The organism is Kordiimonas lacus (genome assembly GCF_001550055.1).
In the GTDB taxonomy this organism is placed as follows: Bacteria; Pseudomonadota; Alphaproteobacteria; order Sphingomonadales; family Kordiimonadaceae; genus Kordiimonas; species Kordiimonas lacus.
Window position 1 is genome coordinate 26,430 of record NZ_LRUA01000006.1, and the last position, 14,742, is coordinate 41,171.

A 14,742-nucleotide genomic window follows, 5' to 3' on the forward strand; every position below is an offset into this window, starting at 1 on the left:
CATGGATATGTTGCCTTCAACAGCCGCTATCGGCTCGCAGAATTTTATTAAGGAGATATCCAATGGCGATGATCAACAAATCCATTCCTGAATTCAAAGTAGAAGCTTTCCATGACGGCGAGTTCAAAACCATTACCGATGCTGACGTGAAGGACAAATGGTCCATCTTCCTGTTCTACCCGGCAGACTTCACATTCGTGTGCCCGACAGAACTTGAAGACATGGCTAACCACTATGACGAGCTGCAGCGCCTGGGTGTTGAGGTTTTCGCCGTGTCGACCGACACGCACTTCTGTCACAAGGCATGGCACGACAGCAGCGATGCCATCGGCAAGATCAGGTTTCCGATGCTCGGTGACCCGACCGGTGCAGTGACCCGCGGTTTTGATGTGATGATCGAAGAAGCGGCACAGGCCCTGCGCGGTACTTTCCTGGCTGACCCTGACGGCATCATCAAGGTTGCTGAAATCCACGACCTGGGCATCGGTCGGTCCGCCAAGGACATGGTGCGCAAAGTGAAGGCTGCCCAGTATGTGGCTGCGAATGACGGCGAAGTGTGCCCGGCTGCCTGGGAAGAAGGCCAAAGCACGCTGACCCCAAGCCTTGACCTCGTGGGCAAAATCTAATCCCAGCCAAGCTTGTGGCGCGTCGCAGCCACCCTCGATGCGGCGCGCCAAACTCCCGCGAACCCCCGGTAGAACAGGAAAATGACCGATGCTGACCAATGATATTCTGAATGCCCTCAAGGGCTATACCGTGAACATGCAGAAGGACATCACCTTTGTGCTGCAGGTTGGCGAGCATGGAAAACGTCAGGAGCTCAAGGACTTCCTCTCGTCGATCGCGTCTGTTTCTGACCGCCTGGCGTTTGAGGAACGGGATACAGCCACCCTTCGAAGTCCGATCAGCTTCCTTCTGGAGGTAGATGGAGCTGACAGTGGCGTACGCTTTTCTGGTATTCCAGGCGGGCATGAGTTCAATTCACTGGTGCTGGCGATCCTGCATCTGTCGGGCACGCCGATCAAACTTGACGACACGCTGCGATCAATGATTGCGGGCATCACAGACAAGCTGGATTTCCAGGTGTATGTCAGCCTCAGCTGCCACAACTGCCCGGACGTCGTGCAGTCACTGAACCAGTTCGCGGCTATCAACGACTGCATCAGTTCTGAGATGATTGACGGCGGCCTGTATCCTGAACTGGTGACTGAGAACAATATCCAGGGCGTGCCGACGGTGCTGTTGAACGGCAAACCGTTCGCCACCGGCAAGATCGATACATCTGTGATTGTGAGCAAGCTTCTGGAAGCTTACCCGGGCATCAAGGACACCAAGCCAGGCCCACAGAATGCTTTGCCGCTTCAGGACGTTACCGTTGTGGGCGGTGGCCCCGCGGGTGTAAGCGCTGCCATCTATGCAGCACGCAAGGGTCTGAAGGTCACCATGATTGCCGAACGCTTCGGCGGGCAGGTCAAGGATACCATGGGTATCGAAAACCTGATTTCGGTTTCCAAGACCACCGGGCCCGAGCTTTCTGGCGCCCTGATGGCGCACCTGAATGACTATGACGTGACGCTGAAGGAGCACGTGCGGGTCGCGCAAGTTGATAAAGGCCCGGTCAAGACGCTGACCCTGACGTCCGGTGAGCAGATCCGGACACGGTCTTTGATTGTCGCAACCGGTGCCCAGTGGCGCAAGCTGGGCGTGCCGGGCGAAGACGAGAATGTAGGGCAGGGCGTGGCTTATTGTCCGCACTGTGACGGGCCTTTCTTCAAAGGCAAGGACGTGGCGGTGATTGGTGGCGGCAATTCGGGTATTGAGGCGGCTTTGGACCTGGCGGGTATCGTGAAATCAGTCACGGTATTTGAGTTCCTGCCGGACCTGAAAGCTGACCAGGTGCTGGTGGACCAAGCCATGAAGCGAGATAATATCACCATCGTCAAGAACGCGGCGACCAGGGAAATCTCTGCCTCTGGCGGCAAGGTAACAGGGCTTCAGTATCAGGACCGCGCGTCCGGCGCGACAAAGCAATGGGACGGTGCCGGTGTGTTCATCCAGATTGGTCTTGTGCCCAACAGCGGCTTCCTCAAGGGTGTTATTGACCTGTCGCCTTATGGCGAGGTGATTATCAACGAGAAGGGTGAAACATCCGAAGGCGGGATTTTTGCCTGTGGTGATGTGACAACGGTGCCTTACAAGCAGATTGTCATCGCCATGGGCGAAGGCGCAAAGGCTTCACTTGCTGCTTTTGAATATCTGATGATGGGCCAGAATGAACAGCTGGCGGCATAGTTTTCTATTGGGCTTCAGGTGTGGCCTGGAGCCCAGGCGCTGATTCCGTGCGGGAACTTCGCCATAAATATGGTTAACCAAAGTAAAATTGCAATTTACTAAAATTTAAGGCAAAATCTTGGCTTCGTGGGGCGAATTGGAATAGTAATGGGAATGTTGGGAGATAACATGATGTTCAGTAAAGGCCGCTTGGCCGCTTTGGTTATTGGGGTTGCAGTTGGGTCGACAGGCGCATTCGCCGGTGACACTGCATCCGTTTCTTATGAAGGCACTTGCCTTGCACCGATCGCCGCTTACAAGGATGGCCTGCCAGCCATTGACGGCGCCGCAGAAATGTCCGCTGACCAGCAAATCGTTGCGACAACAGACATGTTCCGCACGGTTCTGGCGGCATTTGCCGAAGTTCAGGCCTGCCATCAGGGTCTGGTAGACAAAGACGGCGCTGACGAGAAGTTCGCTTCCCTTTATGCCGGTACGCGCGAAACCAGCCGTGTGTTCGAAAAGGTTCAGGGCGAATTTGAAGCCAAGATCGAGGAAATGTCTGCCTCTGCACTTTCAGGCGTGGCCCCGGCAGCTGGCGCAGACTCAGAAGCCGATCTGGCCGCGGAAGCACAAACTTTCAACACCATGGAGATCCTGATGGATTCCTACATGGTGCTGGAACGCAGCCAGGAACTTGGCAAGAAGCTTCTGAAAGTATCTGGCTAGTCCCAGCGCTTTCACCGAAATCAGACAAAAGCCCGTCTTCTGGCGGGCTTTTTCATTCAAGCTTAATGGTATTGCTTCCGAAAGGAAGGACGGAATCAGGCAGAGGAAACAGTAGCCGCGTCAGAGTGTCAACGAGTTTCCATTTGCGCGAGGACCGTTAAGGCACGCTCGAAATCAGCCCGCTTGAACCCAATGCCCTTGAGGTTCGCAGCAATCTCGGACGCCGCTTCAGCTTGGCCAAGATCCATATAGGCTTTCATCAGCTCAAAACGCACCACTGGATGGCTCTGTCGCCATCTCTCTCCCAGTTTGTCGACCAGTTGCAACCGGAGCGAACGGGCCAACTCGGTGTTGCCCTGCATTGCGGCGATTTCAGCCTGTGCATTCATATGGATGGACAGCATCTTCCTGCCAAAAATTGATTGGAAAAAACGTTGCGGCAGTGAGTGGATGTCACCCTCAACCTGTACCAATGAGGTCTCGGCGTCCGCCAGGTTTCCCTGATTGGCCTGCGCCAGCGCATGCAGCGTTTCAGCGGTCATAAGCCAGTTTGTTGCGTCGAGCGTTTCCACCGAATTTTTATGTTGTGCATCTAATAGGTCCAAGGCTTTTGATAAAGCGGCCTGGGCCTTTTGCCATTCCCCTTCCACCATCAGGATTTGGCCGCGGATAAGGTCTGCCCGCCCCACCATGACCAGGTATCGATAATTTTCCGGGTCGTTTTCCAACAGTTTCTTGAGGTTGGTCTGGCCTTTATTCAAAAAATCCTTTGCCTCGGGTATGCGCCCGGCATGCAAAAACAACTCGGCCATTTCATTGTGAAAGCGAAAGCGCAGCATCTGGTAAATCAGCTGGTTCGGCGAAAGCTGCTGCCGTTCCAGATAGGTGTCCAGGCATTTTTGTCGGGATGCGATCGACACGGCCAGCGGCTCTGTTATCTCCTGGATCGACGACAGGTGATGGTATCCGCCAGCAACATTTTGGAGCCGATGGTAGCTATCGACATTTCTTGGCAGCAGGCCAACGGCAATTCTGATGGCCAGGCCTTTCTTGATCATCTCGTAAGCTTCGTCTGTACGCTGAAACGGGTGTGCGTAGACCCAAGCAAGATCAATCAAGGCATTGCCAATTTCCATTCTGTCATCGGGATGCCTTTCCGGCTCAAGGCTGTAAAGGCGTTCTGCTGTCGAGATCCGCTCTTCGATCAGGCTTCGGGCTTCTTCATACCGTCCGTCCGTCAGGCGAATGTCACTGAGCAGTTTCAATGTATTGAGGTGGGTTTGCAGCACAGTAGTATCGACAGGATGCTTTTGCATTACTTCAAGGGTTACGGTGCGAAGTTCGGCGATTCGGTCCCCCAGGACCGACGTATCGCCTTTAAAAAGTTGGGACCGGGCCAGCATGGCAAGCCCCCGCACCTTGCGCGCGATTTCTTTCGGGCCCATATCGGGGCTGTTCTGGCCGTCATAGTGATCCAGAATACGCGAAGACATGGCTTCCAGTATGTCCACATGGCCTCGACGCCATAGCTGTCTGCCCAGGTCATCAGCAATGTAGGAAATCAGGCTTTCAGCTTCATCTTGCTGTCTCTGGGCATGCTCCAGCGCTTCCTCTGCGGTCTTTGACGCCAGGTAAGCTTGGGTTGCCAGGGCTGTCGTTAGCATCATGCCAGCTGTAGCCGCCACCATAAATCCCCAAAGCCTTCGCTGCCGGCGTTGGAGGTCGCGCCGTACCAAGGTATCCAGATTGACTCCCAAGATGCCAGCGATGACCTTGAGCAGCGCCATTTTCTTGCCATCGCCCTTTGCACGCGCATCGGCGGCTAGCGGGACACCATAGGCTGTTGTTGTCTCCAAGCTGTGGTCAAGAAGGGCTTTGGGAAAGCACTCGAGATCAGGATCAAACCCTCGTGCCTCAGCATGTGGTTCACCGTCCTTGATGATATAGAAGATATGCTCGTCACCGCGCATCTGGCGGAAGAGTTCAATTTCCTGGTTGACACCATAGGAATGAACAGCGTTTGGAGAGCATACCACAAGAAGTGTCTGGCTTTGTTCTAGGGCCTCCTGGATCTTGGCGTCCAGATGTGCCCCTGCTGCCAATTCTTCGCGGTCCCGGAAGATGCGTGTCAGTTTTGCCGGAACCGTGCCGTTGCCGCCTTCTGTTCCAACCAGATGACGTGGCACACGATAGGCTTCAAGGGCTTTTAGGAGCCAGCGCGCCCATTTGTCATCCTTGTGGCTGTAGGACACAAAGGCTGTGTAAGTCGTATGTTCAGTCAAATTTCCGCTTCAAAAGCGTTGCCGCCTCGACCCCCCAGTCAAAATCAACGGATAATCTTTACGCTCTTGGGATCAATAATCCGGTAAAGCATCGCGGGCCTATGCGCGCCGCGAGAAAATTTCTTACCTGTTTCCTCAATCAGGTTGAGAGACAGAATCCATTTTCTGAAATTCCGTTTATCAAGTTCGCGGCCAATCGCTTGTTCATAAACCGTCTGCAGCTGCGACAGGGTGAATTCGTCCGGCATGAACTGCAGGCCAATGGTGGAATATTCCATTTTGGCAGACAGTCGGCCCTGTGCCACCTGGATGATTTCCTGGTGGTCAAACGCCAGGGACGGCAGTTCATCAATGGGGAACCACTGCGCTTCTTCGGCATCTGTGCCAGCGGCAAGTTCCATGCCTTCCGACGGCGTCAGGGTATAGTATGCGACGCTGATAACGCGCTCCCTTGGATCGCGATCAGGCTTGCCGAACGTGCAAAGCTGTTCAAGATAAACATCGGACAAGCCGGCTTCTTCCTCAAGTTCCCGTTTGGCACATTCGTCCAGACTTTCATCCATACGGACAAAACCGCCGGGCAGGGCCCACGATCCCTTGAACGGATCCATTCCCCGTTTGATCAACAGGAGGTTCAGTTTGGCGTCCCGTACAGTGAAGATGACAATGTCAGTCGTCACCGCCGGATGGGGATATTCATAGGTGTAAGTCATTCTTGTTCGTGTTCCTAAAACACATTAATTTTTATGGGCTTACTCAAAAACTCTGATTCTTGGTTAACAAAAAAACCACGATGTCACTAGTATCAGATTTTCACCCTAGGGATATATATTTTGTCACACGGGCATATATTTTCCCATAGCGTTATGTATTTTGTTTTCACGCGCCGGAGTTTCCACTAAAGGTCTCAGGGCAGCCCGACAGCGATGTTGGGCATTTGCCAAAATTCCATGATGGTACTTGACCCGCCTGCCGATTTGGGTTGGTATCGCAATAACGTAATTTCTTAAGGGTTTAAACGGAGGGGTAGTATGTCGCTAATGCAGCTTGAAACCATTACGGGGCTGTTTCGCGGGAAAGAGTTGAGCGAAGCCGATAAAAAAGAGGCAATTCGGGAAGCTCTGTTCATGACCCTGTCGCGCGCTACCGCTGCTGACAGCAACGTCGCCGGTCTTGAAGTTTCCACTGTCCAGCGCATCCTGAAGGATGCTGTTGGGGAAGAAGTGAGCGAGAAAGATATCCGCGTTGCTGCCAACTCGGCGCTTTATAAGGAAGGGTCGCTTGAAAAAGTGCTTTCCAAGCTCGCTGGCAAGGTTGACGCGGCTGAGCGTTGTTCGATTGTAACGGCGCTCGCTGAGGTTCTGAAGGCTGACGGTAAGGTTAGCCCGTTTGAAGTTGAGTTTTTCAACGGCGTTGTCAAGGCGCTGGGGCTCAGCCACGCAGACGTTGCAGGTCTCGAGTAGGTCAAAAGAATTTGGCGCTTCGGTGCCAGGAGAAAGGCGGGCAGGTGCCCGCCTTTTTTGTGTCCAGCGCTCAGGAGCCTGCCGCCATGACGGCATCTATGCCAGCTTTGGTGATCTCAACAATGTCGTCAACATCACCGCGAGCAAGCGTCAGAGGGGGTGACAGAGCCAGTGAACTCATGGTCGGCAAAGGACGGGTCACCAGACCGCGTCGGTAGCATTCCTCCGAAACTTTGGCGGCCAGCTTCCGGGTGGGGTCCAGGAATGTTTTGCTGTCCGCGTCCGCCATCAGTTGGATTGCGGCTACAAGCCCTGCGCCCCGTATTTCGCCTACATGGGCGTGGCCTTTAAAGGCCTCCCGCAGTTGCTGATGGAAATAGGCGCCTGTGGTAGCTGCATTCTCGACCAGCTGTTCGCGCTTCATGATTTCAAGCACCTTGAGCGCGACGGCAGCTCCCACAGGATGCCCGCTATAGGTATAGCCGTGGGAAAAGCCGCCTAGTTTGCGTGAAGCGGTGCGCATGACATCGTGGATTTCATGGCTGATAAAGGCGGCTGACATGGGGAAAATGCCGGCTGTCAGGCCTTTGGCCGTGGCCATCATGTCGGGCTTGATGCCGTAAAGGCCCGAGCCGAAATTGTGCCCAGTGCGTCCGTACCCGCACACCACCTCGTCGGCGATGATCAAGATATCGTTGCGGCGGCAGATGTCCTGTATGCCTTGCCAGTAGCCTTCAGGTGGTGTCACCACGCCGCCGGCGCCCATGATGGGTTCGCCAATGAAGGAGGCGATGGTATCCGCGCCTTCTTCTTCTATCAGTTGCTCCAGGCGGGACAGCAGGCGGGCAGAGAAGGCGGTTTCGTCTTCACCGTCCTCAGCTTGGCTGTAGAAGTGCGGGAAGTCCGTATGCTTGACGAAGTCAAGCGGCAGGCCAAACGCCTTGTGGAAGCTTTTCAGCCCCGTCAGGCTGGCGGTGGAGATCGACGTGCCGTGATAGGCTTGCCAGCGGGAGATGATCTTGCGTTTTTCTGGTTTGCCCCGCATGGCGTTATATTGCCATGCGATTTTCACCAGCGTGTCGTTAGCGTCAGATCCAGAGCAGCCGAAGAACACATGGCTCAGGCCTTCCGGTGCCATCGCGATCAGTTCATCTGCCAGGGCTTCCTGCATATCGTTGGTGTGGCCCCCGAATGTATGGAAATAATCCAGCTTCAGGGCCGCATCCCGCATGGCGTCGGCAATTTCCGCGCGACCGTGGCCAACGTTGGCACACCAAAGTCCGGCGATACCGTCAATCGCTTTATGGCCGTCGGCGTCGGTTACATGAATACCTTGTGCATCTGCAATTTTGCGGGGACCATCGGCCTCCAGGGCGCAGATTGAGGTTGCGGGGTGAAGAATCTTCTGCTTATGAATCTTTTGCTGGCTTTGCCTGGCAATGTCGTGCATTTTGCTCACCATATATTGAATTTCTTGGCTCCATGGAACCATAGGCGCGCCAGAATGAAATAGGGAACTTCGGGGTTGCGGCCCCATAAATTGCGGAAATCGGGGCAGGGGCCGCATGAACTGCGGAAGATGCAAAGGCCCACCCGATACGGGAGAAAACGCAGCATGAAGCTTGATCGGATCAACCTGAATATTTTGGCCTGCCTGCAGGAAAACGGCCGCATCACCAATCAGGAACTTGCCGATAAGGTTGCCCTGTCCCCAAGCGCGTGCCTCACCCGCACCCGCCGTCTTGAAGAAGAAGGCTATGTCACCAGTTACCGGGCTGATGTGGCGCTGGATAAAATCGGGCCCGTGCTTTCCGCCTTCATGGAAGTCACGCTTGAAAGCCACTTTCCTGACGACTTCAAGAAATTTGATGCCTACATCGCGTCAAAGGAAGAGATCGTGTCCGCCTATATGTTGGGGGCCACGTTCGATTATCTGCTGCGCGTCGTGATCCGCGATATGGCACAGCTCAGGAGCCTGTCGGATGAGATTTTGAGTGCCGAGATTGGCGTGGTGAAGCTCAACACGCTGCCAGTGCTTGAAGAATGCAAAAGCTTCGCGGGCTACCCGGTGCGCCAACTGGTGGCCGACGCACCCTAATGTAGCGGCTATTCTTCACCCACCATCGGGGTAGGGGAATAGATCACATAGATCTTGGTGTACCCTTTGGTATCCCAGGTTCCGCGCCATTCCTTACCGATGGTGACAGCGTCTCCGGCCTTTATTTCGGTGACGGTTCCATCGTCGGATGTCAGCGTCACACCACCTTCCAGAAAATACATGAATTCGTCCACGCCGTAGGGCTCCAGCGTCATGCGAACGGGGCCAGACCGGTACATGCCGCTATCAAACTTCTTGTCGGTCGAGAGAAATGTTTCAACGTCTTCGGTTTGGTAGGGGCCCTCTTCGCCTTCATGCGTCATGACGACGAGGCGCTTGTCCTTGAAAATCTCGCCTGCGATTTCCGCCTTTGACATCTTTTGTGGATGCTTGGTCATATCATCGCCAGCAAATGTTGGCGCGCTAAGGCAGGCTCCTGCCAGAAATGCGATCACAAAACGAGACATTTATTTCCTCCCTCAATGTCTGATGGGGAAATATATATCATCAACGTCGTAAAATGTGATCACAAAATTGCAACTTTGTCCCGACGTCAGTGGATGATCATGGTGTCCGCCATTCTCAGTTCCGCTGGCTTTATGAGCTCCAGCGACGCCACGCGCACGCTGTGCAGTTTGCCGTCCAGGTTCTTTTCCCAGAAATCGAGGAATTTCCTAAGCACCGGGAAGCGGGGTGCGATGTCCAGCTCCTGCCAGACATATTCCTGCAGCAGCCGCTCAAAGTCTGGCCGGTAATAATAGATGTGCGCCGTGGTCAGGCGGTAGTCCTTCATCTGTTTTTCGAAGTCGTTCACGTTACGTCTCCTAAGTTGGGCACCTGTACCCAGTATGAGAAACGAAAGTTGACGGACTATTAATGCAATTCTTTCAATTGCTTACGAAATATTTACCGGTCGATGCTATAGAGAGACCTTCCTTAGCCGAAGCGCATTGGTGATCACCGAGACAGAACTTAGGCTCATGGCCGCTGCTGCAAACATGGGTGAGATCAGGATGCCCAGGAACGGATACAGCACGCCGGCTGCGATCGGCACCCCCGCCGCGTTATAGACAAGCGCAAAGAACAGATTCTGTTTGATGTTTCGCATTGTGGCCACCGCCAGTTTGCGCGCCTTTACAATGCCAAGGAGGTCGCCTTTCACCAGGGTGAAGCCTGCGCTTTCGATCGCCACATCGGCGCCTGTACCCATGGCAATGCCCACATCTGCCTGTGCAAGCGCCGGTGCGTCATTGACGCCGTCCCCGGCCATGGCTACGCGGTGGCCTTTTTCCTGAAGCTCTTTCACCAGGGCCGCCTTATTTTCTGGCAGCACATCGGCACGGATGTCGTCGATACCCAGGCGTGCGGCCACGGCCTTTGCCGTGCGGGCGTTGTCGCCGGTGGCCATGATTACCTTCAGCCCAACCTTATGAAGTGCCTTTAGCGCCTCTGCCGTTGTTTCCTTGACGGGGTCTGCCACGCAGACAAGCCCGGCGGCCTTGCCGTCAACCACAATGAACATCACGGTTTCGCCGTTGTCACGACGACTGTCTGCGTCGGCAGACAGCGCCCCCGCGTTCACGCCCATATCGTCCATCAGCTTGGCGTTCCCGAGTGCCACATCCTTGCCGGCCACTTTGCCGCGCACGCCCTTGCCGGTAATGGCTTCGAAGTCTACCGCGTCTTCCATTGTTGCGTTCCGGGCCTTTGCGGTATTCACAATGGCGTCCGCCAGCGGATGCTCTGACCCGCGTTCAAGGCTTGCCGCCAGCATCAACACGCTGTCCTCGTCAAAGCCGTCAGCGGGTAAAACAGCTGTCAGCTCTGGTTTCCCGACAGTGAGGGTGCCTGTCTTGTCGACAATCAGCATGTCTACTTTGGCAAACCGTTCCAGCGCTTCCGCATTCTTGATCAGCACCCCCGCCATTGCGCCGCGTCCGGTCGCGGTCATGATGGACATGGGCGTGGCAAGGCCCAGCGCACAAGGACAGGCGATGATCAGCACCGCAACGGCCGCAATCAGCGCATAAGAAAAGGCGGGTGAGGGCCCCCAGATGGCCCAACCGATGAAAGCGGCGATGGCAACGGCAATCACCGCAGGCACGAACTTGCCTGCCACCGCATCAGCCAACTTCTGGATTGGGGCCCGGCTTCTTTGGGCGTTCGCCACCATCTCAACGATCTGAGACAGCATGGTATCCTTGCCGACCCGTTCGGCTTTCATGATCAGGCTGCCGTTTCCGTTGATGGTGGCACCAGTGAGGACGTCGCCTTCGGATTTTTCAATGGGTACGGGCTCACCGGAGATCATGGATTCGTCCACAGATGAACGTCCTTCGAGCACACTGCCGTCCACCGGTACCTTTTCGCCGGGGCGGACACGCAACCGGTCGCCCACGGCTACATCTTCAAGCGGGATTTCTTCTTCCGAGCCGTCGTCGCGGATGACACGCGCGGTCTTGGCTGCCATGTCGAGGAGAGCCCGAATTGCGGCACCTGTTCGGTTGCGGGCGCCCAGTTCCATCAGTTGCCCAAGCAGCACCAGGACCACAATCACAGCACCGGCCTCGAAATAGACATGCACCTGACCGTCCTCGCCCCGGAAACCGGCAGGGAAAATACCGGGGGCAAACACCGCCACGGTGCTGAAAGCATAGGCCGCCCCTGTGCCGGTGGCGATCAGAGTGAACATGTTCAGGCTCTTGTTGATGACCGACTGCACGCCGCGTTCAAAGAACGGCCAGCCGCTCCACAGCACCACAGGGGTGCCAAGGAAGAATTCGATCCAGGCAGCCGTGCGCTCACCGATTGCTTCACGAATGGCGCCAAGGCCAAAGAAGGGGGCCATGGCCAATATGAATAGCGGCACCGTGAAAACTGTGCCGATCCAGAAGCGCCGACGGAAATCAATATATTCCGGGTCAGGGCCCGTATCGCCGGTCGGGACACCCATAGGCTCCAGCGCCATGCCGCATTTGGGGCAGCTGCCGGGACCTTCCTGAACGATTTCCGGGTGCATAGGGCAGGTATAGAGCGTGCCTTCAGGCATTGGCTCAGGCTCGGGCGCGCCTTCCATGTATGCTTCGGGGTCTGCGTCGAACTTCTTCTTGCAGTGGCCGCTGCAGAAGAAATAGTCCTCGCCCTCATGGCTGCTCTTGTGTGCTGTCGTGCCCGGGTCGACGGTCATGCCGCAGACGGGGTCATGCGCCGTATGGTTTTCATGTGTCTCGTGGCTATCGTGCGCGTGGCAACTGGTCATGGTTGTGTCCTTGAACTTGCTTTCGCGCCCTATGGTAGGGTTTGAGCAGGGTCCAAGGTCAAGCCATAAAATTTTGCCTGCCTAGTCGGTGTTGGCGATCACATCCTTGGCGATAATCAGCTGCTGGATTTGGCTTGTGCCCTCGTAAATCCGGAACAGGCGTGCGTCGCGGTAAAGCTGTTCGATGCCATAGTCGGCGATATACCCCGCGCCGCCATACATTTGCACGGCGCGGTCTGCCACGCGGCCCACCATCTCGGACGCGAAAAGTTTGGCGCAGGAGGCCTTGCGCTTGGTGTTTTCGCCCCGGTCGCGAGTAGCGGCCGCGTCGCGGATCATGGATTTGGCGGCGTAAATTTCAGTTTCGCTGTCGGCAATCATGGCCTGAATCAGCTGGAAGTCTGCGATGGCGCTGCCGAATTGGGTGCGTTCCTTGGTGTAGCGCACAGCGTCCGCGAGCATCCGCGATGCGAGCCCCGCACACACGGCAGAGATATGCAGGCGGCCCTTGTCCAGGACCTTCATGGCGGTCTTGAAACCCATGTTCTCCACCCCGCCGATGATATTCTCTGCGGGCACGCGGCAATTATCGAAAATAACGTCGGCAACCGGCGCGCCTTGCTGGCCCATTTTCTTCTCGGGTGCACCAACGGTCAGGCCGGGCGTGCCCTTTTCAACCAGAAAGGCCGAGACACCGCGGGCGTCTTTGCTATTTGCGTCCGTGCGCGCCATTACAGTGAACAGGCCAGCGTAGGGCGCGTTGGTGATGAAACGTTTGGTGCCGTTGAGGACGAAATGGTCGCCGTCCCGAACGGCGCTGGTGCGCAGACTTCCGGCATCCGACCCGGCTTCGGGTTCCGTCAGGCAGAAGGAACCCACAAGATCGCCACTCGCGAGCCTTGGCAGGTATTTCTCTTTCTGCTCAGGTGTGCCGTCCAGTACGATGGCCTGACTGCCGATACCCACATTCGTGCCGAACAGGGACCGGAAGGCAGGCGCGGCCTCGCCGATCACCATGGCGACCTCTATTTCCTCGCACATATTCAGCGCCAGCCCGCCATATTCTTCAGGGATCGTGAGCGCGAACAAGCCAAGCTCTTTGATTTCGGCTACAATATCGTCCGGGATGCGGTCAGTGTCAGCCACCTGGCGCTCAAGGGGGATCAGACGCTCGTGTACGAACCGGCGCAGAGTTTCCAGCAGTTGGTCGAGTGTTTCCTGGTCGAGTGCCATTTTTGGTCCTTCCCCTCGTCGAATGCAGTCTTCGATCTATAATTAATACGGCCGATTAAAAAGGCAATGAAGCGCGGACAAAATGAACCGCAATTGACGCTGGTAATTTGAATTGCAGGATTTACTTTAGGTCTTAAATAATTTTTCGATCAGTTTTTGGGCGGAGGGCTACAGATGAAAACGGCTTATATTTGTGACGGTATCAGGACCCCCATCGGGCGTTATGGCGGTGGGCTGTCGTCCGTGCGGGCAGACGACCTGGCGGCTCATCCCATCAAGGCACTGATGGCGCGGAATGAGGGCGTTGACTGGTCCCGCGTGGATGATCTTTATTTCGGCTGCGCCAACCAGGCGGGGGAAGACAACCGCAATGTCGGCCGCATGGCTGCGCTGTTGGCCGGGCTGCCGCAGGATGTGCCCGCTGCCACCGTGAACAGGCTGTGTGGCTCAGGGCTGGAGGCCACGGGGCTTGCTGCCAGGGCCGTGATGGCCGGTGAGGCTGATCTGGCGATCGCGGGCGGCGTGGAAAGCATGTCCCGCGCGCCTTTCGTGATGGCCAAGGCCACCAGCGCGTTTGACCGCAACGCAGAGATTTACGACACCACCATTGGCTGGCGGTTTGTCAACAAGGCCCTGAAGGCCGCATACGGCACCGACAGCATGCCTGAAACCGCAGAAAACCTGGCTGAAGACATGGGGATCAGCCGCGAGGACCAGGACGCCTTCGCCTACCGCTCGCAAATGCGCGCCAAGGCCGCGCAGGAAAGTGGCCGGTTCGAGCGCGAGATTGCCCCGGTTTCTATCCCACAGCGCAAGGGTGATCCGCTGGTTGTGCCGCACGACGAGCACCCGCGCAGCAATACCACCATGGAAGCGCTGGCGGGCCTGCGCGCGCCGTTCCGGGAAGGGGGCACTGTGACGGCAGGCAATGCATCCGGCACCAATGACGGCGCGGCTGCTCTGCTGATTGCCGGTGAAGAGGCGGTGAAAACCTATGGCCTGACACCCATGGTACGGGTGGTCGGCATGTGTAGTGCGGGGGTGCCGCCGCGCACCATGGGCTATGGCCCCGTGCCTGCCACACAGAAATTATTGTCGCGTTTGGGCTTGGCACTCAGTGATATCGACATAATTGAGCTTAACGAAGCGTTCGCCGCCCAATCGCTGGCATGCCTGCGCGGGCTTGGCCTTGCTGACGATGCTGCACACGTGAACCCGAATGGGGGTGCGATTGCGCTGGGCCACCCGCTGGGAATGTCTGGCGCCCGACTTGCGCTGACGCTCGCGCATGAAATGGCGGAGCAAAAGGCGCGTTACGGCCTTGCCACCATGTGTATCGGCGTGGGGCAGGGCATCGCGATGGTGCTGGAACGCACATAAGAATTTGAGGATTTGAAGGGGAAAAGC

General features: G+C 56.2%; 13 protein-coding genes. 6 read left to right on the forward strand and 7 right to left on the reverse strand.

Translation table 11 applies throughout. The features are described 5' to 3' along the window. Positions 1-62 precede the first annotated feature (62 nt). From ahpC to KORLAC_RS08255, 3 genes are all read left to right on the forward strand, one after another. A complete protein-coding gene (gene ahpC, locus KORLAC_RS08245) occupies positions 63-626 on the forward strand; it encodes an alkyl hydroperoxide reductase subunit C (protein WP_068305346.1) in 564 nt (187 codons plus the stop codon). Positions 627-714: 88 nt separating this feature from the next. After that, the gene (ahpF, locus tag KORLAC_RS08250; RefSeq protein ID WP_068305348.1) at positions 715-2,292 is read left to right on the forward strand and encodes an alkyl hydroperoxide reductase subunit F; all 1,578 of its coding nucleotides are present in this window, start codon (positions 715-717) and stop codon (positions 2,290-2,292) included. Positions 2,293-2,460: 168 nt separating this feature from the next. Further along, entirely contained in the window at positions 2,461-3,000 is a 540-nt protein-coding gene (locus KORLAC_RS08255; protein ID WP_139167419.1) for a hypothetical protein, read from the forward strand. A 128-nt stretch (positions 3,001-3,128) separates the two neighbouring features. On the opposite strand, the gene KORLAC_RS08260 is transcribed toward KORLAC_RS08255, so the two are convergent. Together KORLAC_RS08260 and KORLAC_RS08265 are read right to left on the reverse strand one after the other, a co-directional pair. Beyond that, positions 3,129-5,282 carry a toll/interleukin-1 receptor domain-containing protein gene (locus KORLAC_RS08260; protein WP_068305355.1) on the reverse strand — a complete coding sequence of 718 codons (2,154 nt, stop codon included), beginning with the start codon at positions 5,280-5,282 and terminating at the stop codon, positions 3,129-3,131. Between the two features lie 44 nt (positions 5,283-5,326). Next, positions 5,327-5,995, reverse strand: coding sequence for an NUDIX hydrolase (locus KORLAC_RS08265; RefSeq protein WP_068305357.1), 669 nt, complete (start codon positions 5,993-5,995; stop codon positions 5,327-5,329). A gap of 318 nt (positions 5,996-6,313) precedes the next feature. Here KORLAC_RS08265 and KORLAC_RS08270 point away from each other — a divergent pair, with 318 nt between their 5' ends. Continuing rightward, positions 6,314-6,745 (forward strand): TerB family tellurite resistance protein, encoded by a 432-nt coding sequence (locus tag KORLAC_RS08270; RefSeq protein WP_074519297.1) that lies wholly within the window; start codon positions 6,314-6,316, stop codon positions 6,743-6,745. A gap of 70 nt (positions 6,746-6,815) precedes the next feature. Here KORLAC_RS08270 and KORLAC_RS08275 read toward each other — a convergent pair whose 3' ends face one another. Beyond that, on the reverse strand, positions 6,816-8,207 hold the full coding sequence (locus KORLAC_RS08275; protein ID WP_082714582.1) for an aminotransferase: 1,392 nt from the start codon (positions 8,205-8,207) through the stop codon (positions 6,816-6,818). Between the two features lie 153 nt (positions 8,208-8,360). Between KORLAC_RS08275 and KORLAC_RS08280 the strand changes: the two genes are divergently transcribed. After that, positions 8,361-8,843 (forward strand): Lrp/AsnC family transcriptional regulator, encoded by a 483-nt coding sequence (locus KORLAC_RS08280; RefSeq protein WP_068305362.1) that lies wholly within the window; start codon positions 8,361-8,363, stop codon positions 8,841-8,843. A gap of 8 nt (positions 8,844-8,851) precedes the next feature. Here the strand turns inward: KORLAC_RS08280 and KORLAC_RS08285 are convergent, their stop codons facing one another. The 4 genes from KORLAC_RS08285 to KORLAC_RS08300 form a co-directional block, all read right to left on the reverse strand. Next, on the reverse strand, positions 8,852-9,310 hold the full coding sequence (locus KORLAC_RS08285) for a cupin domain-containing protein (RefSeq protein ID WP_068305366.1): 459 nt from the start codon (positions 9,308-9,310) through the stop codon (positions 8,852-8,854). 86 nt (positions 9,311-9,396) lie between these two features. Continuing rightward, positions 9,397-9,636 (reverse strand): Usg family protein, encoded by a 240-nt coding sequence (locus KORLAC_RS08290; RefSeq protein WP_068307080.1) that lies wholly within the window; start codon positions 9,634-9,636, stop codon positions 9,397-9,399. Positions 9,637-9,762: 126 nt separating this feature from the next. Further along, positions 9,763-12,102, reverse strand: coding sequence for a heavy metal translocating P-type ATPase (locus tag KORLAC_RS08295; protein ID WP_082714583.1), 2,340 nt, complete (start codon positions 12,100-12,102; stop codon positions 9,763-9,765). 81 nt (positions 12,103-12,183) lie between these two features. After that, on the reverse strand, positions 12,184-13,335 hold the full coding sequence (locus KORLAC_RS08300; RefSeq protein ID WP_068305368.1) for an acyl-CoA dehydrogenase family protein: 1,152 nt from the start codon (positions 13,333-13,335) through the stop codon (positions 12,184-12,186). A 174-nt stretch (positions 13,336-13,509) separates the two neighbouring features. Here KORLAC_RS08300 and pcaF point away from each other — a divergent pair, with 174 nt between their 5' ends. Next, positions 13,510-14,715 carry a 3-oxoadipyl-CoA thiolase gene (pcaF, locus tag KORLAC_RS08305; protein WP_068305370.1) on the forward strand — a complete coding sequence of 402 codons (1,206 nt, stop codon included), beginning with the start codon at positions 13,510-13,512 and terminating at the stop codon, positions 14,713-14,715. Positions 14,716-14,742 lie beyond the last annotated feature (27 nt).

Excerpts from the sequence above, each read along its gene's own strand:
- ahpC (WP_068305346.1), top strand. The coding sequence starts at position 63 with ATGGCGATGATCAACAAATCCATTCCTGAATTCAAAGTAGAAGCTTTC.
- ahpF (WP_068305348.1), top strand. The coding sequence starts at position 715 with ATGCTGACCAATGATATTCTGAATGCCCTCAAGGGCTATACCGTGAAC.
- KORLAC_RS08255 (WP_139167419.1), top strand. The coding sequence starts at position 2,461 with ATGATGTTCAGTAAAGGCCGCTTGGCCGCTTTGGTTATTGGGGTTGCA.
- KORLAC_RS08265 (WP_068305357.1), bottom strand. The coding sequence starts at position 5,995 with ATGACTTACACCTATGAATATCCCCATCCGGCGGTGACGACTGACATT.
- KORLAC_RS08270 (WP_074519297.1), top strand. The coding sequence starts at position 6,314 with ATGTCGCTAATGCAGCTTGAAACCATTACGGGGCTGTTTCGCGGGAAA.
- KORLAC_RS08275 (WP_082714582.1), bottom strand. The coding sequence starts at position 8,207 with ATGGTGAGCAAAATGCACGACATTGCCAGGCAAAGCCAGCAAAAGATT.
- KORLAC_RS08280 (WP_068305362.1), top strand. The coding sequence starts at position 8,361 with ATGAAGCTTGATCGGATCAACCTGAATATTTTGGCCTGCCTGCAGGAA.
- KORLAC_RS08285 (WP_068305366.1), bottom strand. The coding sequence starts at position 9,310 with ATGTCTCGTTTTGTGATCGCATTTCTGGCAGGAGCCTGCCTTAGCGCG.
- KORLAC_RS08290 (WP_068307080.1), bottom strand. The coding sequence starts at position 9,636 with ATGAAGGACTACCGCCTGACCACGGCGCACATCTATTATTACCGGCCA.
- KORLAC_RS08295 (WP_082714583.1), bottom strand. The coding sequence starts at position 12,102 with ATGACCAGTTGCCACGCGCACGATAGCCACGAGACACATGAAAACCAT.
- KORLAC_RS08300 (WP_068305368.1), bottom strand. The coding sequence starts at position 13,335 with ATGGCACTCGACCAGGAAACACTCGACCAACTGCTGGAAACTCTGCGC.
- pcaF (WP_068305370.1), top strand. The coding sequence starts at position 13,510 with ATGAAAACGGCTTATATTTGTGACGGTATCAGGACCCCCATCGGGCGT.